21 protein-coding genes are annotated in these 19,806 nt (G+C 64.7%); 15 read left to right on the forward strand and 6 right to left on the reverse strand.

What is annotated here, in order from left to right; genetic code table 11:
* Window positions 1-48 precede the first annotated feature (48 nt).
* Window positions 49-849, forward strand: coding sequence for an IclR family transcriptional regulator (locus JLZ96_RS12360; protein ID WP_201010250.1), 801 nt, complete (start codon window positions 49-51; stop codon window positions 847-849).
* A 48-nt stretch (window positions 850-897) separates the two neighbouring features.
* Here JLZ96_RS12360 and JLZ96_RS12365 read toward each other — a convergent pair whose 3' ends face one another.
* Window positions 898-1,731, reverse strand: a complete 834-nt coding sequence (locus JLZ96_RS12365) for a DUF72 domain-containing protein (RefSeq protein WP_032367739.1) — start codon at window positions 1,729-1,731, stop codon at window positions 898-900.
* A gap of 34 nt (window positions 1,732-1,765) precedes the next feature.
* Between JLZ96_RS12365 and JLZ96_RS12370 the strand changes: the two genes are divergently transcribed.
* Genes JLZ96_RS12370 through JLZ96_RS12380 form a run of 3 tightly spaced genes read left to right on the forward strand, consistent with a single transcriptional unit; the run spans window position 1,766 to window position 4,885 of the window.
* Window positions 1,766-2,152 carry a hypothetical protein gene (locus tag JLZ96_RS12370; RefSeq protein ID WP_201010251.1) on the forward strand — a complete coding sequence of 129 codons (387 nt, stop codon included), beginning with the start codon at window positions 1,766-1,768 and terminating at the stop codon, window positions 2,150-2,152.
* 10 nt (window positions 2,153-2,162) lie between these two features.
* Window positions 2,163-3,707 carry a metallophosphoesterase gene (locus JLZ96_RS12375; RefSeq protein ID WP_201010252.1) on the forward strand — a complete coding sequence of 515 codons (1,545 nt, stop codon included), beginning with the start codon at window positions 2,163-2,165 and terminating at the stop codon, window positions 3,705-3,707.
* A 38-nt stretch (window positions 3,708-3,745) separates the two neighbouring features.
* The gene (locus JLZ96_RS12380) at window positions 3,746-4,885 is read left to right on the forward strand and encodes a S1C family serine protease (RefSeq protein WP_201010253.1); all 1,140 of its coding nucleotides are present in this window, start codon (window positions 3,746-3,748) and stop codon (window positions 4,883-4,885) included.
* Window positions 4,886-4,895: 10 nt separating this feature from the next.
* Here the strand turns inward: JLZ96_RS12380 and JLZ96_RS12385 are convergent, their stop codons facing one another.
* Window positions 4,896-5,273: a VOC family protein gene (locus JLZ96_RS12385; protein WP_201010254.1), complete on the reverse strand. Its 378-nt coding sequence runs from the start codon at window positions 5,271-5,273 to the stop codon at window positions 4,896-4,898.
* A gap of 59 nt (window positions 5,274-5,332) precedes the next feature.
* On the opposite strand from JLZ96_RS12385, the gene JLZ96_RS12390 reads away from it, so the two are divergent.
* From JLZ96_RS12390 to JLZ96_RS12415, 6 genes are all read left to right on the forward strand, one after another.
* On the forward strand, window positions 5,333-6,310 hold the full coding sequence (locus JLZ96_RS12390; protein ID WP_032368006.1) for an LLM class F420-dependent oxidoreductase: 978 nt from the start codon (window positions 5,333-5,335) through the stop codon (window positions 6,308-6,310).
* Between the two features lie 65 nt (window positions 6,311-6,375).
* Complete coding sequence (locus JLZ96_RS12395; RefSeq protein ID WP_027495163.1) at window positions 6,376-6,984, forward strand: AIM24 family protein; 609 nt, start codon at window positions 6,376-6,378, stop codon at window positions 6,982-6,984.
* Between the two features lies 1 nt (window position 6,985).
* Window positions 6,986-7,663, forward strand: a complete 678-nt coding sequence (locus JLZ96_RS12400) for an AIM24 family protein (protein WP_201010255.1) — start codon at window positions 6,986-6,988, stop codon at window positions 7,661-7,663.
* Between the two features lie 9 nt (window positions 7,664-7,672).
* The gene (locus tag JLZ96_RS12405) at window positions 7,673-8,416 is read left to right on the forward strand and encodes an AIM24 family protein (RefSeq protein WP_201010256.1); all 744 of its coding nucleotides are present in this window, start codon (window positions 7,673-7,675) and stop codon (window positions 8,414-8,416) included.
* 57 nt (window positions 8,417-8,473) lie between these two features.
* Window positions 8,474-8,797, forward strand: coding sequence for a hypothetical protein (locus JLZ96_RS12410; protein ID WP_032369979.1), 324 nt, complete (start codon window positions 8,474-8,476; stop codon window positions 8,795-8,797).
* 19 nt (window positions 8,798-8,816) lie between these two features.
* Window positions 8,817-9,275 carry a hypothetical protein gene (locus JLZ96_RS12415; RefSeq protein ID WP_032373489.1) on the forward strand — a complete coding sequence of 153 codons (459 nt, stop codon included), beginning with the start codon at window positions 8,817-8,819 and terminating at the stop codon, window positions 9,273-9,275.
* Here JLZ96_RS12415 and JLZ96_RS12420 read toward each other — a convergent pair.
* Both JLZ96_RS12420 and JLZ96_RS12425 read right to left on the reverse strand, forming a co-directional pair.
* Window positions 9,268-10,437: a macrolide family glycosyltransferase gene (locus tag JLZ96_RS12420; protein ID WP_201010257.1), complete on the reverse strand. Its 1,170-nt coding sequence runs from the start codon at window positions 10,435-10,437 to the stop codon at window positions 9,268-9,270. The two genes, JLZ96_RS12415 and JLZ96_RS12420, sit on opposite strands and share 8 nt — an antisense overlap.
* A gap of 34 nt (window positions 10,438-10,471) precedes the next feature.
* A complete protein-coding gene (locus JLZ96_RS12425) occupies window positions 10,472-10,786 on the reverse strand; it encodes a helix-turn-helix transcriptional regulator (protein ID WP_027495157.1) in 315 nt (104 codons plus the stop codon).
* An 87-nt stretch (window positions 10,787-10,873) separates the two neighbouring features.
* Between JLZ96_RS12425 and JLZ96_RS12430 the strand changes: the two genes are divergently transcribed.
* Genes JLZ96_RS12430 through JLZ96_RS12445 form a run of 4 tightly spaced genes read left to right on the forward strand, consistent with a single transcriptional unit; the run spans window position 10,874 to window position 16,968 of the window.
* On the forward strand, window positions 10,874-12,157 hold the full coding sequence (locus JLZ96_RS12430; protein WP_201010258.1) for an MFS transporter: 1,284 nt from the start codon (window positions 10,874-10,876) through the stop codon (window positions 12,155-12,157).
* On the forward strand, window positions 12,126-12,713 hold the full coding sequence (locus tag JLZ96_RS12435) for a GNAT family N-acetyltransferase (protein WP_048319229.1): 588 nt from the start codon (window positions 12,126-12,128) through the stop codon (window positions 12,711-12,713). Before JLZ96_RS12430 ends, JLZ96_RS12435 begins: the two co-directional genes overlap by 32 nt.
* Before the next feature lie 9 nt (window positions 12,714-12,722).
* The gene (locus JLZ96_RS12440; protein ID WP_201010259.1) at window positions 12,723-15,092 is read left to right on the forward strand and encodes a lysylphosphatidylglycerol synthase transmembrane domain-containing protein; all 2,370 of its coding nucleotides are present in this window, start codon (window positions 12,723-12,725) and stop codon (window positions 15,090-15,092) included.
* 55 nt (window positions 15,093-15,147) lie between these two features.
* Window positions 15,148-16,968, forward strand: coding sequence for a bifunctional diguanylate cyclase/phosphodiesterase (locus JLZ96_RS12445; RefSeq protein WP_236253929.1), 1,821 nt, complete (start codon window positions 15,148-15,150; stop codon window positions 16,966-16,968).
* Here JLZ96_RS12445 and JLZ96_RS12450 read toward each other — a convergent pair.
* Both JLZ96_RS12450 and JLZ96_RS12455 read right to left on the reverse strand, forming a co-directional pair.
* Window positions 16,946-17,242, reverse strand: coding sequence for a putative quinol monooxygenase (locus JLZ96_RS12450; RefSeq protein WP_032367731.1), 297 nt, complete (start codon window positions 17,240-17,242; stop codon window positions 16,946-16,948). The two genes, JLZ96_RS12445 and JLZ96_RS12450, sit on opposite strands and share 23 nt — an antisense overlap.
* Window positions 17,243-17,281: 39 nt before the next feature.
* A complete protein-coding gene (locus tag JLZ96_RS12455) occupies window positions 17,282-18,847 on the reverse strand; it encodes a PucR family transcriptional regulator (protein WP_201010260.1) in 1,566 nt (521 codons plus the stop codon).
* A gap of 90 nt (window positions 18,848-18,937) precedes the next feature.
* Between JLZ96_RS12455 and JLZ96_RS12460 the strand changes: the two genes are divergently transcribed.
* Complete coding sequence (locus JLZ96_RS12460) at window positions 18,938-19,804, forward strand: xanthine dehydrogenase family protein subunit M (RefSeq protein WP_201010261.1); 867 nt, start codon at window positions 18,938-18,940, stop codon at window positions 19,802-19,804.
* Window positions 19,805-19,806: the final 2 nt, after the last annotated feature.

The following is a 19,806-nucleotide window of genomic DNA, read 5'->3' on the forward strand; positions in this document are numbered from 1 at the left end:
GGTTCGTAGGATGGCGACGACGCTCCACCCGACCGGAAGGAACAACTCGTGGCAGTTCCCACCGAGTCCGACGCCCAGGCCGGCCGCGACATCGTCGGTGCCGTCGTGAAGGCATGCGCTCTGCTCGACCATTTCGACACGACGCATCCTGTGTGGACGCTCAACGACCTGACGACGGCGAGTCGAATGAACAAGACGACCGTGCATCGCCTGATGACGACGTTGATCCATGCCGGCTGGGTGGACAGAACAGCGGAGGGTGCGTACCGGATCGCCATGCCGGTGTTCGAGATCGGATCGTCCGCGTTGACACAGCTCGACATCCGCGGTGCCGCCCAGCCGTATCTGTCGGACATCGCCCAAAAGTTCGGCGACACCGCCTATCTGATGGTTCCCGCTGACGAGGGCGCGGTGTGCATCGACCGCCACGAGGGCAGCAATCCCCTTGTGGTAGCTGGCATTTCGATTGGATCCGTTCTTCCGTATCACGCCACGGCCGGGCCGATGGCGATGCTCGCGTTCTCCGCTCGCATTCGCGACCGCTGGCTCGGCGGAGAGCTTGCTGCATACACGAGCCGAACACTGACGTCACCAGACCAGTTGATGGATCATCTCGACCGGATCCGAACGCAGGGATACGCGCTGAGCAACTCCGACTACCTGGCCGGCGTCGCGGCGGTGGGCGCACCGATTCTCGGACGCGACGGGGTGGTCGTCGCGTCGATCAGCGTCGGTGGCCGCGTGGAGACATTCGAGGGCGACGCCTTGACGGACAAGGTGGAGACGATTCTCGCGGCGGCGCGCAGCCTTTCACGTGTCGCAGAGGCTCTACCTGCATCGAGTCAGTAGCTACACGAGTATTCGCTCCTCTAGCTTCGATCCTAGAGAGACGAATACTCAGCTACCGACGCGCTCGATGAGTTTCATGGCGTCGAAGGGTGCGTAGCCCTTGATGTCGTTGTCGAAGTACACGAAGACGTCCCGGCCCGCCGACGTCCACTCGGAGATCTTGGTGGCCCATCGATCGAGAGCGTCGTCGGTGTAGCCGCTGGCGTACAACTCTTCGTCTCCGTGCAGTCGGGCATACATGAAATCCGCTGTGGGGGTGTCGATGTACGGGTACTTTCCGGCAGTGTCGGCAACCACGATCGCAATATCGTTCTCGCGCAACAGTTCCACTGCCTCGTCGGAGGCGAAGCTTGCATGTCTGGCCTCGATACAGTGCCGCAGTGGCCGAGACGACGCAGCCGGCAACAGCACTCGATCCTCGGCCAGTTTGTCGTCCCGCGACTCCGCCAGAGTTACTGCAGCAGAAACAGTTCTGGGCAACAGGGCGCAGAAGTCCGTCATCTTCTGCGCGTCGAACTCGAGATTGGGTGGGAGCTGCCACAAGAATGGCCCCAGCTTGTCACCGAGGGTGAGGACCCCGGTGGCGAAGAAGTTCGCCAATGCCGACTCGACGCCGACGAGCCGCTTGATGTGCGTGACGTACCGCCCACCCTTGATGGAGAACACGAAGTCGTCGGGAGTTTCGTCGTGCCACTTGGTGAAGCTCGACGGCTTCTGCATCGCGTAGAACGTGCCGTTGATCTCGATCGACGTCAGGTGTTCGGACGCGTACCCGAGTTCCTTGCGATGCGCGAGACCGCTCGGGTAGAAATCCCCTCGCCACGGCGCGTACGTCCAGCCGGAGATACCGATCAGAACCCGAGGGCGATGCTGCGCGGACATGAGCCGACTGTAGACGGGCAGTAGCGTCGGACTCGTGCGATCAGACCCTCGACACGTCCGGATTTTGACGTACCTCTTCGCCGCAGTCTTCGCCTACGGCACAGCGGTTCACTTGGTGCAGCTGGCCGGCGGCGGGGAGAACCCCTACCCGGGCACACCCGCGGTGATCGCGTGGTTCTTCGTTGCGCTCGTCGTCCTCGATCCGCTTGCGGCGGTTCTCATCGCACAGCGCAGACGGATCGGGCTGCTGATCGGTTCCACGACATTGGTGCTCGATGCCGTGGCCAATGCCGTCGTGAACTACCCACTGCACGGCCCGTCCGAGGGTGTGACGGCAGGCCGTATCGGCCAGGCTGTGGTCACCGCCCTAGCAGTGACCCTCGTCTTTGCAACTCCGCAGCTCTGGCGCTGGTATCGGTAACCTCGATGGCATGAAGCGCCCATCGGCATTCGGCTCCCTGGCGCTGACCTGTGTGCTGCTTGCCCTCACCGGTGCCGATGCGGCTGCCGAGCGCCGCGACCAGCCGACGCCTCGCCAGGCGGCTGCGGTACCGGGGATCGGGTTGACGACGGTGCCCGCGGCGATCACCACGTCCATGGTCGCGGGTGTCGCAGACGCGCCGAATCCGCCGACTCACGAGGTCGGTGTCGAGTCGTCGATGACGGAGATGCGTACCTCGGGGTGGGACGAATACCCCTACCTCCGCTACACCGCGACGTTCGCGCCGGGTACGGACACGGCGACGCTGACGTGGTCCGGCAGATCGGTGAACACCAACGATCTGGCGTTGCATGTATGGGACCAGTCGGGCAACACGTGGGGCCCGGCCATTGCCACGGCCGACCCGGTTGCGCCCGGCGGTCAGGTGGAATTGAGTGCCGAGATCTCCACCGAGAGAGGCACTGTCGAAGTACTGGTCATCGACAACCCGCGTGCAGATCGTTCTTTCGCCGAAACCAACGCGCGCCCCGACAGCAGCTTCGCCGATCCGAGCACGTACGATTTCGCGCTCCAGCACATCACCGACACGCAGTACATAGCCCGCGACGATCCCGGTGTGTATTCGGAGATGACGCAGTGGACCGCCGACAACGCCGACGAGCTGAAGATCGACTACAGCATGCACACCGGCGACCTGATTCAGAGCTGGATCAGCCCGGGGCGTCCGGATACTCAGGCGCGCAAGGAGTTCGAGGCCGCCAGCGAATCGATGCAGATCCTCGAGGATGCCGGCATCGCCCACGGCGTTCTGCCCGGTAACCACGACAACATCTGGAACGCCGCAGGCAAATTGGTCCCCGGGGAGCACGAGAAGAATCACGCGCTCTACAACGAGTACTTCGGCCCTCAGCGTTATCGGGATCAACCCTATTGGGGCGGTTCGTTCACCGACGAGGACAATTCGGCGCACTACGACCTGGTCGACATCGCGGGTGCCAAATTCTTGATGCTGTACATCGGCTACAACCCGCCGGAGAAGGTCATGCAGTGGGCCGAACGAGTTCTCGACGAGAACCCCGACCGCAATGTCGTCATCGGCACGCACTACTACCTCGACGAACTCGGCGAGAAGAAACTGATGGGGTTCGGCGACATCGGGTCGAGCTCCGGCCAACAGATCTGGAATCGACTGGTCGTTCCACACGAGACCGTCTTCCTCGTCCTGTCCGGGCACGTCGACGGCCAGGTCGCGGTCGTCGACGAGCACGTGGGAGAGACCGACCGCACCGTCGTGCAACTGCTGGCCGACTACCAGTACTTCGAGGTCGACGGCGAACGCAGCACCGGCTTTCAACGCCTGCTCCAATTCGACATCGACGGCGGCTCGATGGCCGTCACCACCCATTCGCCGTCCCTCGACGCGTTCGACGTCGAGAGCTACGACATCAAGAATCGATACGGCCCCGAAGACGGCGAATTCGTCACCGACTTCACGTTGCGCGCCGACGTTCCCCGAGCGGTGATCGCAGACTGACTGGCACGGTGCTCGGCATCGGACCATAATCGATTTTCATGCAGTCGGGTGGTCGAGCGTGGGTACTGACGCTGGTCGCCGCCGGTGTCTGGTTCCTCGCCACGCCGCTGAGTCCCGGAGTGCTGAGTCCCGGAGTGCTGAGTCCCGGAATTGTAGGCACCGACGTCCAGCTGCAGGCCCCCGAGGTCACGTCCATCCCCGTCGTCGAGCCGCCCCCGCTCACTCTCGAGGACCTCTCGGCGCGAGTGAACCCCACCGTCGTCACGATCTCGGCCACGGCCGGCTACTCCGGCGTCGCAGGTACCGGCTTCGTCGTTGCCCCGGACGGCCTGGTGCTCACCAACTTCCACGTCGTCGAAAACGCGACCGAGATCAGCGCGGTGCACATGGGCAACGGACTGATCTACGACGCCACCGTGCTCGGTTACGACAAATCTCGTGACCTGGCGGTCATGCAGTTGATATCCGCGGCCGACCTGCCGGTGGTCGAGTTCGCTCCGGACTCACCTCCCGAGGTGGGGGATGCGGTCACTGCCGTCGGGAATGCCGCTGGCGCAGGTGTTCTGGTGCCTGCCCCGGGTGCGGTGACGGCTCTGGATCAGCAGGTGCGTACCCGTAGTTCGGTGGACGGTTCGCGGAACACTCTGGATCGGATGATTCGAGTCGATGCCGATGTGCGAGCAGGTGATTCGGGTGGCCCACTGTTCGATGCCTGGGGTCGTGTGGTGGGCGTCAATACAGCGGGCCTCTCGGACGAGGCGCGCACCGGCTCCGAGAGCAGGCCTCCGCAAGCCCCCGAGGCGTATGCGGTTCCCATCTCGGAGGCTGCTGCCGTGCTCGATCAGGTCGTCGCGGGGCAGTCCGGCGGGACGGTTCATGTGGGCCGGACCCCGTACTTCGGGGTGTCGGTGCGAGATGTGTCCGTGTTCGACAACAAGCCGGCGATGGGTGCCGAGGTGGTGACGGTGGCTACCGATTCTCCGGCCTCGGCAATCGGACTGTCCGGCGACGATGTGATCGTCGCCTTCGACGGTGCCGGTGTCGGTTCGTCGTCGGATCTTGCCCAGGCTCTCATCGGACGTCACCCCGGTGATGTCGCCGTCGTCGAGTGGGTCGATCCTCAGGGCGTACGACGTTCCGCGACAACGGCTTTGGCGGAAGGAACCCCGGCTGCCTGAGCGGTCGAGTTCAGTCCTGCAGCACCGACAACACGTTGCCCGCCGGATCGGTGAACCAGGCGATGAGCGGTCCGCCGTGCCGGAAGATCCCCTTCTCGTCGGTGTCCATGTCCGGATACTGTTGGAATACCACCCCTTTGGCGATCAATGCATCGACTGCGGCCTCGATGTCGACCACCGGGAAGTTGAGGATGGTATACTGCGCCGGCACGTGACCGGGCCGGGGATAGATCAGTACCGTCGCCGCTCCCAGGTGAAGTTCGAGCATCTCCATCTCGTTCTCGGTCACCTCGAGACCGAGGGTGTCCGCGTAGAACGTGCGAGCTGCCGGCAGGTCGTCGACGGCGAATCCGGAGAACGGTGCTCGGGCCAGATCGATGGTGGTCATGGACGAATTATCGCCCTCTCCCACGTGCTGCGGGCCGATATCCGAGTAGCGTGGCTCCCGTGACTATTCGCCTCGGTTACCAGATGCCCAACTTCAGCTACGACGGTTCGGTCGCGGAACTCTTTCCCCAGGTCATCGCGCAGGCGCGCGAGGCCGAAGCGGCCGGGTTCGACACTGCGTTCGTGATGGATCACTTCTACCAACTCCCCGGAATCGGAAAGCCCGACGAGCCGATGCTCGAGGCCTACTCCGCCCTGTCGGCGCTCGCGACGGCCACCGACACCATCCAGCTCTCCGCCTTGGTCACCGGCAACACGTACCGCAACCCGGCGATCCTGGCCAAGACCGTCACCACCCTCGACGTCGTCAGCGGCGGCCGGGCCATTCTCGGTATCGGTGCCGGCTGGTACGAACTCGAGCACCAGAGCTTCGGACTCGAATTCGGTACGTTCACCGACCGATTCGAGCGCCTCGACGAGGCCCTACAGATCATCGAACCGATGCTCCGCGGCCAGCGCCCGACGTTCGACGGCCTGTGGTACCAGGTCGAGAACGCGATGAACGAGCCCCGCATCCGCGATGATCTGCCGATCATGCTCGGCGGTGGCGGCGAGAAGAAGACCTTCGGCCTGGCCGCCCAGTTCGCCGATCACCTCAACATCATCTGCGACGCAAACGAACTGCCCCGCAAGATGGCGGCCGTTCAGGCCCGTTGCGAGGAAGTCGACCGCGATCCGAAGGATCTCGAGACGAGCTTCCTCGCCTTCGTCATCATCGACGAGGACGGCGACAAGGCCAAGGAGTTGCAGCGGGAGTTCGTGCTGAAGCAGGGCCTCGATCTGACGAACCTGTCCGAGGAGGACGCAGCGAAGGCCACCGACCGCCACTTCTGCGGAACCCCCGACGATGTAGCCGAGCAGGTGCAGAAGCGCGTACTCGATCAGGGCATCGACGGCGTCATCATCAACCTGATCACCAACGGACACCAGCCCGGTGCCGTCGAATTAGCGGGCAAGGCTCTGAAGCCGCTCGTCTAGATTTTCTCCAGCAGTAGCCGCGGGGGTGCGAGCGGTGGCATAGTTCCCCCGTGGCTCAGCTGAGGATGAACGGGCACCGTGTCTTGGTCGCAGACCTGACCGGTGACTCTCTGCGCGCGATGTCGGGTTCGATGGTTGCCTACGAAGGCGATGTCGCCTTCAAGAGCGCAGGCATGGGCGGTGGCGGCGGTTTTCGCGCCGCGCTCAAACAAAAGGTGACCGGCGAGTCGTTGTCGCTGATGGACGTGTCCGGCAAAGGCACCGTGTACTTCGCGGTCGACGCCCAGGACATCACTCTGGTCGAGGTGCAAGGCGACAACCTGCACGTCGAATCGTCTCAATTACTTGCTCTCACAGGTCAATTGAAGACGGACGTGAAGTTCTCCGGCCTTCGTGGTGCGACGTCGGGGCAGGGACTGTTCACCACCGTCGTGAGCGGCTCCGGGACGGTGGCGCTGCTGTCGAAGGGTGGGCCGATCATCGCGCTCGCCGTCGATCCGCAGTATCCGCTCGTCGTCGACCCCGACGCCTTCGTCGCGCATCGAGGACAGCTCAACCAGAGTTTCGTCACCGACGTCACGTGGCGCTCCGCCATCGGCGGCGGCAGTGGCGAGGCGTTCTCCCTCCGCTTCGACGGCCAGGGTGTCGTCTACATCCAACCCGAGGAGCGCTGACGTGCCGCTCGAACTCGTCAACAGCAAAGTCGTCAAATCCGTTCTGGCACCGAATCAGAGCGTGCTCGCTCGACGCGGATCGATGCTCTACTACACCGGCGACGTCCGGTTCGTCCCGCATTCCATGGGCGGCGGCGCGGGTGCCATGCCCGGCATGAGCGGCGTCGCGGGGATGGCCGGCCGCATGATGGCAGGCGAGCACGTGGCGATGATGGCCGCCGAGGGTCGGGGCGAGGTCTTCTACGGCCACGCCGGGCTGTACGTCGAAGTGATCCATCTCGACGGCTCGTCCATGCTCACCGTGGAGGCCGACCGGCTCCTGGTGCACGACGGCTACCTGCAGAGTTCCATCGTTGCGCTCACCTCCCAGGGCGGCGTTCGCGGAGCAGTGCGCGGTGCCATGACCGGGCAGGGTCTGTTCACGACGCAACTCACCGGCCAGGGCAGCGTCGCGGTCCTCTCGCACGGCGGCGCGACTCCGCTGCAGGTCGGGCCCAACAACCCCATGGTCGTGGTCGATCCGCAGGCGTACGTCTGCCATATCGGCAACATCAACGTCGACATCTCCGCCAACGTCGGTTGGCGTGACGCCGTCGGCAAGGGCAGCGGCGAGGCGATTCAGTTGAAGATGACCGGCATGGGCACCGTGTGGGTGCAGGCGTCCGAGCAGAAGTTCTAGGGAGCGGCAATGAGTTTGGAGATTCACACCCCGTACACCCTGCCGGTCAACGACAACGTCCCCGGCAACGATTACGCGTTCTGCGTCGAACTCGCAGGCCAGCCGTGGTTCACCTCCAAAGGCGCGATGATCGCGTACTACGGCAACGTCCGATTCGAACCACTCGGGCAGACGTCCATGCCCGCCATCGTGGCGGCGCGGTTCTCGTCGCCGCTGTACTCGAACGACTGGGTGGTGGCGCAGGGGCAGGGCAAGCTGATCCTCGGGGATCGCGGCTTCAACATAAACAGCTACGACCTCGACGACGGCAACCTGACGATCCGAGCCGCAAATCTGCTGGCTTTCGAGCCGACTCTCGACCTCAAGCAGTCCATCGTGCCCGGCTTCCTGACGCTGCTCGGTACCGGCAAGTTCTTGGCCTCCTCCAACGGCACGGTCATGTTCGCCGAGCCGCCGCTGCGGATCGACCCGGAAGCGCTCGTCGGATGGGCAGATTGCCCGTCACCCTCGCATCACTTCGATGCCGCCTGGATGCAGAACTTCCTCGGTGCCGCGCGCGGATTTCTCGGGGCCAACAGTGGCGAAGAGCGTCAGTTCGATTTCACCGGCGCGGGCACGGTGCTGATCCAGTCGAGCGAGAAGGTTCTGAACGACACCCATCTGTTGCGGCACATCGAATCGCAGACGGTCTCGCTCGGCCAGAACTCACTGCGGGCTCTGCACAACACCATCGGGGCCCGACTGCAGCAGTAGCTTCTCGTCCGTTCGGAGAAAGCGCGCATACTGGAGTTTCACTCAGGAGGTAGCGCCATGGCCAACCAGGGACCCTTCGGATTCGGATCCGACGACTTCGACAAGTTCGCGCGTGAAGCAACCGAGGGCCTGCGCGAGGTCGTCGGCTCGCTGTTCGCCAACACGGGAGCACCCAAAGCCCCGCCGGAGCCGGAAACCACAGGCCAGAAGGGTGATGGCGTCTGGGCGATCTACAGCGTCGACGATGCCGGCTCGGCGCAGATCGATCAGCTCTACGCCACCGAACTCGATGCGCTGCGGGCACACAAGGACAACACCGACCCGCGTCGACGGGTTCGTTTCCTGCCCTACGGCGTGAGCGTCAGCGTTCTGGAGGACTGAATCGGTACCTTTGATTCTCGTGACTACACAGCAGGATGCAATCTCGATTCCGTTGGGCCGACCCGTGTTCGTTCAGGCGCTGAGGTACACCGCACTGTTCGATCAGAAGCCGTTCGCCGAGGCGTTGTTGATCTACACCGACAACGGCGCATACAAGATCATGTCTCCGGGAGAAGATCATTACGGCAGCTACGTCTCGTACACCGACCCCGCCGAGAGTCCTCGGCACGTGATCTTCCTGTCGTGGCCGTCGGAGGATTGGGGCCGCAACGTCGCCTCGCACACTCTGACGTTCAATCCTGATTCTGCGGCGTTCACACAGGTACTCGTTCTGCCCGGTAGCCCGGTGCCGCGCTCGCAGTACGGCTATGCGCTGCCGATCGCCGGTCCGGAGAGTGTGGACATGACGGCTTCCTGGGATCAGGTCCGAGACACGTACGCCGAGACGTTCGAGGAGTTGGCGACGCTGGCTACGTAGCCGCGCCGCCGGCATCGACACCGAATGCTTCGATCGCATTCGCGGCCTGGTCGACGCCGCCAAGCGCGCGCACCTTTGCGCTGATCTCACGTGCGCGCGGCGCGAGTCCCCGGGCTTGTTCGACGGCGTGGCGCAGTCCTGTCGCCGTCACCCCGTCGAAGTCGACCTGCACTCCCACGCCGAGTTCGGCGAGCATCGCCGCGTTACCGAATTGGTCGACCGCCTGCGGTAGGGCAACTGTCGGCACGCCGAACCACAGGGCTTCGGTGCACCCACCCATTCCGGCGTGGGTGACGAACACGGTGGCGGCGTCGAGCACCGCGAGCTGCGGAACATGTTCGTGGACTTCGACATTCGCCGGTAGCTCCCCAAGTACGGCGGGGTCGACGCGACGGCCGATCGAGATCACCACGTGCCAGTCCGTGTTCGCGAACGTCTCGATGCACAGCCGGTAGAAGTCGGGGCGTTCGTTGTACCCGGTGCCGAACGATACGTAGAGAACGGGCCCCTCGGGCGCGGACCACGATCGGTCGTGCAGTCGCACCGGATCGAGACACGGGCCGACGAACTGCACCGAGCTGGGGACTCGATCGGCGTTCGGCTGCATCACTTTCGGGATCAACGACAGGCAGTGCTCCGGGTACGTGATCCAGTCCCACGGGTCTGCGTCGATGTCGTTCTCTCGCAACCAGGTCGCATAGGTATCGCGATACGCAACGCCGGCTGTCGACTCGCGGATAGAGGTCATCCCGTCACCGAGATCCTCGACGTAGCCGTCCCAGGCGACGTACGTGGGGGAGAGCTGCACGGCCGTCACGCCGTACCGGACGCCGAGGATCGGGGCGGTCAGGCCGCCGATGTCGTAGAGGATCACATCCGGCTGATCGTCGTCGTAGAACGCGGTGAGCACGGGAAAGGACGCGATCGCTTCGTCGAGGAACACCTGCATCGCCGAGGCCGGGTCGTCCGGCCAGGAGCCCTCACCGTCGGGAAGTATCGAGGGGAACGCCACCACCTCGACACCGGCGGGTTCCACCAAGTGCCGCAACGACTCGCCGACGGCATAGGTGACGCGATGCCCGCGTCGGACCAATTCGGCGACGACGGCGAGCGAGGGGTAGATGTGGCTCGGCGCCGTCGTGCCGATCATCGCGAAGTGCATGCCGCCCACCGTAGGACGCGAAGAGGGTGCGGGGCTACCGGTTTTCGTTGGCGATCAGATCGAGCAGACCGGGGAATCGCTCTTCGAGCTCGTGGCGACGCAGCGTCACTTTGCGACTGTTTCCGCGATCGACCTGGAACACCAGGCCTGCCTCGCGTAGCACTCGAAAATGGTGCGTCAGAGTCGATTTGGTGACACCGAGCTCGAACGACATACACGTCCGCTCGGCCCCGTCGTCGTCGCCGACGAGTTCGGTGACCACCTGGCGACGCAACGGATCGGCCAACGCGGACATCACCGCACCCAGTTGCATTTCCTCGGGCTCGGGATGCCCGTCCTTGTCCGCCATGCGCTCCTCCTACAAGGTACGACTTGCGCCGTACCTTGAAACCTGGTCTAGTACGACAATCATCGTACCTACGGTTCAGGGGGACACATGAAGGCAGTGCTACCGGTCGTACTCGCGGCTCAATTCGTCGTACCCATGTCCATCTCGGGTACTGCACTCGCCCTTCCGGTCATCGCCGGCGACCTCGGCACCGACCCGACGCCTCTGCAGTGGGTCGTCAACGGCTTCAACATCGCGTTCGCGCTGTTCACCGTCGTCTGGGGCGCGGTGTCGGACCGAATCGGTCACCGCACGTCGTTCCGCATCGGGGTGGTACTGACGGCCGTCACGAGTGCGGTCAGCGCCGTCGCGCCGTCGTTGTACCTACTCGATGTCGCGCGGGTGTTCGCGGGCATCGGAGCCGCAGCGGTTCTGGTGGGCTCCACTTCCATTCTCTCGCTTCACTTCCACGGCGCGGCCAGAGCAACCGCGTTCGCACTGTTCGGCACCGTGAACGGTCTCGGTCTGGCACTCGGGCCCACCATCTCCGGGCTGCTCGTCGCGGCGTTCGAGTGGCGGGGCGTGTTCGCCGCCCAGGCGGCCGTCCTGGCTGCGGCGGCCATCGGAACTGTCGCTCTGCCGGCTCTGCGAACCGAATCGACGGCGCACCGCCTGCTCGATTTCTCGCTGCTGCGCAACCGCAGATTCCTGGCCCTGTGCCTCGTTCCGGTGGCCGGGGCCATCGGATTCGTCACGCTGCTCACGTATCTGCCCGCTGCGCTGAGCGCTGTCGCGTCGCTGACGCCGGGGCTTGCCGGAGTGTTCATGCTGGCCATGACCATCCCCGTTCTGCTCGCTCCGTTGACCGTCGCCCGCCTGAGCCGCATGTTCGACGCCATCACCCCCACTCGCGTCGTGCTGGTCAGCCTCGGCTGCCTCGTACTCGGCAATCTGGGCATGCTGGCGCTGCAACCAGGTGTCCCGCTCGGTGCCGTCGTGGTCCCGATGATCGCGTTGGGGCTCGGATTCGGACTTCCGATCGGCTTGGTGGACGGCGAGGCACTGGCTGCGGTGCCGCCGCACAGCAGCGGTACCGCGGCGGGCGTGCTGAACCTGTTTCGCATCGGCAGCGAGGCCCTGATGGTGGCCGGATATGCCTGGTTGTTGACCGTCCTGGTCCGCGGCGAGCTACCCGACCGAGCCGACGCCGATGCCACAGCAGCCGGACGCCCCGGGTTTGCCGACGCCTACGCGCACGCCTACACCGAGGTCGTGTCGATCGTCGTCGTAGCTCTCGTCGTGACCGCGGCGGTGATCTTCTCGCTGTTGCGAACACCACGCCGGGACGTATCGTCGGCCAATGTCCTTTCTGCAACCGGTGACCCTCACTGACGACCTCGTGACCCTGGAGCCGCTGAGCCGCGATCACTTCGAGGGGCTGTGCGATGCCGCCCGCGACGGCGAGCTCTGGAACCTCTGGTACACGAGCGTTCCGAAACCGGAAGACATGGCCGCAGAGATCGATCGCCGGCTGGGACTGCTCGACGCGGGAACCATGCTTCCATTCACTCTGCGGCGCAACGATACCGGGCAGATTCTCGGCGCGACGACCTTCTGCAACGTCGATGCGAACAACCGTCGCGTCGAGATCGGGTACACCTGGAATGCGCGCTCCGCCCACGGAACCGGTACCAACGCGTCGAGCAAACTCCTGTTGCTGACGCACGCTTTCGAGGAACTCGGTTGTATCGCGGTGGAATTCCGCACCCACTGGATGAACCTCCAATCGCGGACGGCCATCGCGAAACTCGGAGCCAAGCAGGACGGCATTCTGCGCAATCACCAACGCATGGCCGACGGTTCACTGCGCGACACCGTCGTGTTCTCGATCATCGAATCCGAATGGCCCGCCGTGCGCAACGAACTCCGTCGGCGTACCGCACGGTAAGTTGAGCCCATGCGCGTGGATGGGCGGGACGTTCCCGTAGCGGGAAACCTGCTGCAGCCGCTGGTGAGAAGAACCAGTGACATCATTCGGGTCGTTGCCGCCTCGGTGTTCTTGAGCTTGGTCATCGCCGGCTCGCTCATCACCCGAAATCAGTGGGACGCACTCGAACAATCGGTGTCCAACATCGTCGGCGTGCTCAGCCCCGATCAGTCCAACGCTGTCTACATCGTCTACGGCGTCGCGATCCTCGCCCTCCCGTTCGGAGTGTTGATCGGGCTGATCGCCGGGCGCAAATGGAAACTGTTGGCCGGGTATGCCGCAGCAGCTCTGATCGCCGCGCTGGCTCTGTCCATCACCGGTACCGGAATCTCGACTCCGACGTGGGACCTGGACGTGCCCGAGCGACTCGACACGTTCCTGTCACAATTCCTCGACGATTCGCGCTGGATCGCCATGCTCGCCGCGGCACTTACGGTGTCGGGCCCGGGCCTGCCCGCGCGGTGGCGTCGAGCATGGTGGGCACTGTTGCTCGCCTTCGTACCGATACACCTGGTCGTGTCCACGGTGGTCCCGGCCCGTTCGCTGCTCGGGCTGGCCGTCGGCTGGCTCGTCGGTGCGATCATCGTGCTGCTGGTCGGCACCCCGGCACTGGAGGTTCCACTCGACGCGGCCGTGCGCCTGTTCCGCAGCCGGGGCGTCGACGTCCGCAGCTTCACCGTCGTGCGCCCCGCAGGCCCGGGCCCGTTGGTGCTGAACGCACACACCCCGGACGCCGATGTGGTGGTCGAACTCTACGGACAGAACCAACGCAGTGGCGGTGCGCTGCGCCAGTTCTGGCGATGGATCACCCGCCGCGGCAGCGAGACGGCGCCGTTGCACGCGTCCATGCGCCGCGCCGTCGAGCATCGCGCGTTGATGGGCCTGGCCATCAAGAGTATGAATGCCGCAGGCAGCCACCCGTTGGCGGTAGCAGCACTCGACCGCGGCTGGACGTTGTACGCGCACAGCCAGCCCATCGGCGACCCCATCGAGGCCGAGCTCGACGATGCCGCGCTCAGAGCTCTCTGGTCGGCTCTGAACACGTTGCACGAGAATCAGATCTCGCACGGTGACCTGCATCGGGGTGAACTGCGGCTCCACGACGGCGCGGCACTGTTCTGCGGGTTCGGGCACGCAGAACTCGGCGCGTCGGACGCCCAGATGCAATCCGACGTCGCACAGCTGTTACTCACCACCGCAGACCTTTTCGGCTCCCATCGCGCCGTGGCCAGGGCCGTCGAGGTACTGGGAATCGACGTCGTGATCGCGGCGTCCGGTCGATTGACCAAGTCCGCCATCCCCCTTCGGGTGCGCCAGTCGGTCGCCGATGCAGGAAAGACGATGAAGTCCGTCCGGCTCGAAGTCCTCGATCAGACCGGTGCCGCGAGGATCGAGGCCGAGCAGGTGACTCGATTCAGCCGCAACCAGATCATCTCGCTCGTGTTGCTGATCGGATTGGTCTACGTCGCATACCCGTTCATCAGTGCAGTTCCCGCGTTCGTCGTCGAATTGGGCTCGGTCGACTGGTGGTGGGCACTGCTCGGTCTGGCCGTTTCCGCACTGACCTACATCGGTGCGGGTGCCGCATTGTGGGCCTGCGCATTCGGCAAGGTCAGCTTCAGGAATCTGACGATCATGCAGGTAGCGAATACTTTTGCCGCGACCACGACACCTGCGGGCGTCGGTGGCCTGGCCCTGAGCGTTCGCTTTCTGCAGAAGGGTGGATTGGGTACCGTCCGCGCGACGGCCGCTGTGGCACTGCAACAGTCGGTTCAGGTGATCACCCATGTCAGCCTGTTGATCTTCTTCAGCGTCGTCGCCGGAACGTCGTCGGGGCTGTCCAACATGGTGCCGGGCAACACCGTGCTGTACCTCATCGCCGGCGTCGCATTCGGAGTCGTCGGGACCTTCATGTTCGTGCCCAAGCTGCGACTGTGGCTGAAAGTGGCCGTCCGGCCCCAGGTTGCCGAAGTGCTCACCGAGCTCGGCGAACTCGCCCGCGACCCGAAACGGTTCTCGATCATCATCTTGGGTTGCGCCGCAACCACTTTGGGTGCTGCGCTCGCCCTGTGGGCGAGTGTCGAGGCGTTCGGCGGCGGAACGACGTTCGTGACGGTGACAGTGGTGACGATGATCGGTGGAACATTGGCCTCGGCCGCCCCGACGCCGGGCGGTGTGGGGGCCGTGGAAGCAGCCCTCATCGGCGGGCTTGCCGCGTTCGGCCTCCCCGCCTCCATCGCAGTCCCGTCCGTGCTGCTCTATCGCGTACTGACCTGCTGGTTACCGGTGTTTCTCGGCTGGCCGACGTTGCGCTGGCTCACCAAGCACGACATGGTCTGAACGGCTGTATCCCCACTACGGGACCAGGTGTGGGTGCTAGCGTTCACGCAGGTTAGTGGCTGGTTCTACGGAGGGCGTCACCATTTCCGAACCGGGAGACTTCGCACCCACCGCGGAGGAACGCTGGGTGCGGCTGTTCATCAGCGGAATGACGCTCACATTCGGCCTCGCCGGGGCCCTGATGGTCCCCGCCGGTCAGTTCTCCAACCCCATGTCGATCGCCGTGCTCCTGGCGTCCGTCACCACGGTGCCGGTGGCGATTGCCTGGTACCTCCGGCCGTGGGCATCCCCGAGAATGGCGATCGTCTACATCCTCTACGCCGACGTCGGTATCGTGACCGTTCTGTTCGCCTTCCAAACCCACTTCGACGCGATGCCGGGCTGTGCGATGTTCTCGATCGTCGCAGCGTTCATCGTCGTCGCGAGCTCGCACCGTGTCATGTTGATTCACTTGGCAATCGGTGCACTCACCCTTGCTGGCCTTGCCGCTCTGGCTGTCTCCGAGGGTGCCGATCCATGGTCCACCACTTCTCGGATGGTGACCATCGGATCCCTCTACGCCGCGCCCTTCATGATCAAGTCGTACATCGGTCAGCTGCGAACGAGCGCGGCGAGGGCATTGCGAGATCCGTTGACCGGTCTGTGGAACCGACGTGGGCTGCTCGATACCGTCGACTCGTTGCGCCTGTCCCCGGCCGAAGACCGCGCACAGCAGGCGGTCGGAGTGACCGTCCTCGACATCGATCGGTTCAAGCACATCAACGACAGGTTCGGCCATCCCTCCGGTGACGCAGTGCTCGTCGAGGTCGCCCGTCGCCTGTCCTGTGCGGTGGGGGACAAGTCCGCGGTCGCACGACTCGGCGGCGACGAGTTCGTGGTCGTCAGCGTCGGAACCAGAGAGTCGATCGCCGAATCGGACAACAGGATTCGCGCATCGCTGGAGGAATCGTTCGACGGCCCGCCGTTCACCACCAGTGTGGGCTCGGCCGTGGAGACGCCACCCGCCGACACCGGCCTGCACGTACTGGTCCGACGGTTGATCGCACTCGCCGACATCGAGATGTATCGCTTCAAAGCACGGACCTCCGGAAAGTTTCCGGAGACGGGACTGTCCGCAGCGGACGCCCGCGAACAGGCCAGGCAGAGAATCGATGCGCTCATCGAATCCGGCGGTCCCGACATCTTCTTTCAGCCCATCTGCGACACGGTCACCGGTTCGACCGTCGGCTACGAGGCACTGTCGCGATTCCCGTTCGGCCACGGATCGCCCCTGTCGTGGTACCGCGACGCAGCCGAGGCCGGCGTCGGTCCACGGCTCGAACGCGCCGCACTGGAACGGGCACTAGCGGATGTTCACCTGCTGCCACCGGGGCCGTTCGTGTCGCTCAATGCGTCGGCCGACACCATCCGCACGACCGACCTACTCGACCGGTTGCGTCCGCATCTGGCAACCCGAACCTTCCACCTCGAGATCACCGAGCACGAACGCGTCGACGACTACCGTGCGGTGACGCGCGCCATCGAGAGCCTGCGCGACGCGGGGGTCCAAATCTCCATCGACGACGTCGGAGCCGGATTCGCCGGTATGCGCCACATCGTCGAGCTCAGGCCCGACACCCTCAAGATCGACTACGCACTCGTGCACGGAATCGATCGGGACTCGTTCCGTTGCGCCGCGGCCACGGCGATCATCGACTTCGCCCGACAGATCGGTGCCGGCGTGATCATGGAGGGTGTCGAGACCGACGCGGAATTGCGGGTGGCGGCCGATCTCGGTGCCGACATGGTGCAGGGGTTCCTCACCGGTCGACCACAACCGGCCACCGTGGCCGGTGGCCGGATCGACGAATCCGCTACACCGAGGAATCGACGGTGAATTTAGTCAACGACGGTGCTGCGGCGAGCAGCGGCGGCAATTCGACGATCTTGCCCGGTCCGGCGCGGAACTCGCGGTACTTCGCGTCGGCCTCCGCCGATTCCCACGTCTCGTGCGCGACGACGTGCGCTTCGTTCTCTTCGTCGACCCACACCTCGACGCCGAGGCACCCCTCGAACGCGCGGGTGTCCGCGAGAACGGTCCGCAGCAGCGCCCGTGCTTCGGCAAGGGATTCGGGCTTGAACGTCAGATCCAACAGTGCAATGAGAGCCATACCGTCACCCTAGACCCGCTCCGCGAGCGCGTCGCAGACTCATCTCAATCGCAGTGCCAGATAGAACTCGATCCGGTCCTCGAGGCGCGACAGGTCCCGTCCGGTGAGTTCCTCGATGCGCGCAATTCTGTATCGGACCGAGTTGACGTGCATGTGCAGGTGCTCGGCGCACCGTGTCCACGCACCGTTGGTGTCGAGATACACCGACAGCGTGGCGATGAGATCGGTGTGGTGTTGGGCGTCGTACTCGGTGAGCGGGGCGAGCAGGCGAGCCGTGAACATGCGTCGAACGTCGTCGGGGACGTTGGCGAGAAGTATTGTCAGCGTAGCGAGTTCGTCGTGCCCGACGACGGCGCAGTCGCCGCCCCGACGCTCGGCGAGGCGGCGGCCGTAGCGTGCCTCTTCGATCGCGCTCCGCAGATCACCGGGCGCGGCGGGAGCACTGACACCGATCGAGATGCCACTTCCGGCCAACCCTGGCATCAGAGCACGGACCGCCGACCTGACCGCTTCGGTCCGGTCGGCTGCGGCGTCGATCAGCGCGATCGCCTCACCGTCGACAGTGGCGACGGTGATGTCGAGCGGAGCCACGATTTCGCCGAGCAGCGGTCGCAGCTCACCCAGCCGAACCGTCTCTCCCGATGTTGCGGCAGCGATTGCCGCATACCGAGTTTCGACGTCGAGACCGATGATGCCCATCTGCGCCACGATGTCGGTGGGCAACGCGCCACCGACGATTGATTTGACGAACTCCTGCGCCAGGATGGCCGAACCGGTGCGACGGTCGTCGGCCCGGCTGCGTTCGACCGCGACGATCGACGCCAGCTGCCCGGCCAGCGAAATTCTCGGCGCATCCCATGTCTGCCAATCACTTTCGAAGGCGACGAACCAGTCCACCACCCGAGGTGACGCCTCCCCGTCGACCGGAAAGATCGACACACGATGCTCTCGGCTGAATTTCGGTAGCCGAGCGGCAGTCATGAACTCCTGCGCGAGCGCCTCGGTGTCGGGTGGGCCGTCCGATCCGGCGAGGACGCGTCCCGACGACGTGACGACCCAGCACTTCATGCCCAGATCCGAACTCACCATGTCCAGCAGCGGACCGAGGCCTCCGCCGGGCCCGGCGCTCGCCACCAGGCGACGATGTCGATCCAGCACGAGGCTCAGATCCGATGCTCGTGCCGTGGACAGCTGCCGGACAACGCTCTCGGTGACCGTCGCGAACGCGATGTCGGCCGGGACCCGGAACAGCGGCAGTCCGTGCTCGCGGCATGCGGCGACCAAGTCGTCGGGAACGACACCGCCGTCGGAGGCCGCCAGTGCCGACACACCCGCCTTGGAGACCGCCCGGACGAAGGTCTGCGAATCCGCGGGCCCGGTCCGCCACATCAACCCGGTCAGCACCAGTTCTCCGCCGTTGAGGTACCGACTCGGATCGAGCATGTCGGTGGTGACGACCCACCGGATCGTCGGGTCGAAATGATCCGGTGTGACGATCGGCTGGAGCATCAGGTCGGGCAAATCGGCCAGATCACGCAACCGCACGGTGACATCGACCTCGCTCTTCGTAGGATCCTCCAAAAGTAGCACTGTGATCGTCGTCATACTTCGTCGTTCCTGTCCCTCGTTCGCAGCACCGCCGGCGGCTGTACTGGGTGAACACGACCGAAAGACACGTGAGCGGAGAGCAGCACGATGGAATTTCTACGACCACAGACCTGGAGCGACGCGTTGGCCGCCAAAGCCGACGACGTCGACGTCGTCCCTATTCAGGGCGGCACCGACGTCATGGTCGAGATGAACTTCGACCTGCACCGGCCGGGCGGATTGCTCGACCTGAACCCGATCACCGAACTCACCGAATGGGAAGAGCTCGCCGACGGCACCCTACGCGTCGGGGCAGGCGTGCCCTACGTCCGCATCATCGCCGAGCTCGGCGACCGGCTTCCCGGCATCGCCCAGGCCTCCCGCACCGTCGGTTCGCCGCAGATCCGCAATCGCGGCACTGTGGGCGGCAATCTCGGGGGCGCGTCACCGGCAGGCGATCTGCACGCGCCCCTGCTCGCTGCAGGCGCGACCGTGGAAGTGGAATCGGCCGAGCGCGGGGTGCGGATGATCCCGGCCACCGAGTTCTACGTCGGCGTCAAGCGCAATTCGTGCGAGCCGAACGAGTTGATCCGAGCCTTTCACGTTGCGCCGGCCGCTGGGCCGCAATACTTCTCGAAGATCGGCACCCGTAACGCGATGGTCATCGCCGTGTGCTCGTTCTCCATCGCACTGTTTCCACAGGACGGCCGCGTCGGCACCGGTCTCGGCTCCGCTGCGCCGACGCCGCGGCGGGCTTACGATGCCGAGAACTACCTCGCGGCCGAACTCGAGTGGGACGGTGCCCTCGATCCTCGGGTATCGGAGGAGTTCGGTCGGTTGGTCAGTGCGGCAGCAAGTCCCATCGACGACGTACGTGGCACTGCCGATTACCGCAAGCACGCCCTGTCCGTGATGGCCCGGCGAACGCTGGGCTGGGCATGGCGAGACCTGACAGCCGCACGGAAGGTGGCCTGAAC

This window comes from Rhodococcus sp. NKCM2511 (genome assembly GCF_014905595.1).
Lineage (GTDB): Bacteria > Actinomycetota > Actinomycetes > Mycobacteriales > Mycobacteriaceae > Rhodococcoides > Rhodococcoides fascians.

Excerpts from the sequence above, each read along its gene's own strand:
- JLZ96_RS12460 (WP_201010261.1), top strand. The coding sequence starts at position 18,938 with ATGGAATTTCTACGACCACAGACCTGGAGCGACGCGTTGGCCGCCAAA.
- JLZ96_RS12430 (WP_201010258.1), top strand. The coding sequence starts at position 10,874 with ATGAAGGCAGTGCTACCGGTCGTACTCGCGGCTCAATTCGTCGTACCC.
- JLZ96_RS12425 (WP_027495157.1), bottom strand. The coding sequence starts at position 10,786 with ATGGCGGACAAGGACGGGCATCCCGAGCCCGAGGAAATGCAACTGGGT.
- JLZ96_RS12440 (WP_201010259.1), top strand. The coding sequence starts at position 12,723 with ATGCGCGTGGATGGGCGGGACGTTCCCGTAGCGGGAAACCTGCTGCAG.
- JLZ96_RS12380 (WP_201010253.1), top strand. The coding sequence starts at position 3,746 with ATGCAGTCGGGTGGTCGAGCGTGGGTACTGACGCTGGTCGCCGCCGGT.
- JLZ96_RS12410 (WP_032369979.1), top strand. The coding sequence starts at position 8,474 with ATGGCCAACCAGGGACCCTTCGGATTCGGATCCGACGACTTCGACAAG.
- JLZ96_RS12455 (WP_201010260.1), bottom strand. The coding sequence starts at position 18,847 with ATGACGACGATCACAGTGCTACTTTTGGAGGATCCTACGAAGAGCGAG.
- JLZ96_RS12375 (WP_201010252.1), top strand. The coding sequence starts at position 2,163 with ATGAAGCGCCCATCGGCATTCGGCTCCCTGGCGCTGACCTGTGTGCTG.
- JLZ96_RS12395 (WP_027495163.1), top strand. The coding sequence starts at position 6,376 with ATGAACGGGCACCGTGTCTTGGTCGCAGACCTGACCGGTGACTCTCTG.
- JLZ96_RS12365 (WP_032367739.1), bottom strand. The coding sequence starts at position 1,731 with ATGTCCGCGCAGCATCGCCCTCGGGTTCTGATCGGTATCTCCGGCTGG.
- JLZ96_RS12420 (WP_201010257.1), bottom strand. The coding sequence starts at position 10,437 with ATGCACTTCGCGATGATCGGCACGACGGCGCCGAGCCACATCTACCCC.
- JLZ96_RS12450 (WP_032367731.1), bottom strand. The coding sequence starts at position 17,242 with ATGGCTCTCATTGCACTGTTGGATCTGACGTTCAAGCCCGAATCCCTT.
- JLZ96_RS12435 (WP_048319229.1), top strand. The coding sequence starts at position 12,126 with ATGTCCTTTCTGCAACCGGTGACCCTCACTGACGACCTCGTGACCCTG.
- JLZ96_RS12385 (WP_201010254.1), bottom strand. The coding sequence starts at position 5,273 with ATGACCACCATCGATCTGGCCCGAGCACCGTTCTCCGGATTCGCCGTC.
- JLZ96_RS12405 (WP_201010256.1), top strand. The coding sequence starts at position 7,673 with ATGAGTTTGGAGATTCACACCCCGTACACCCTGCCGGTCAACGACAAC.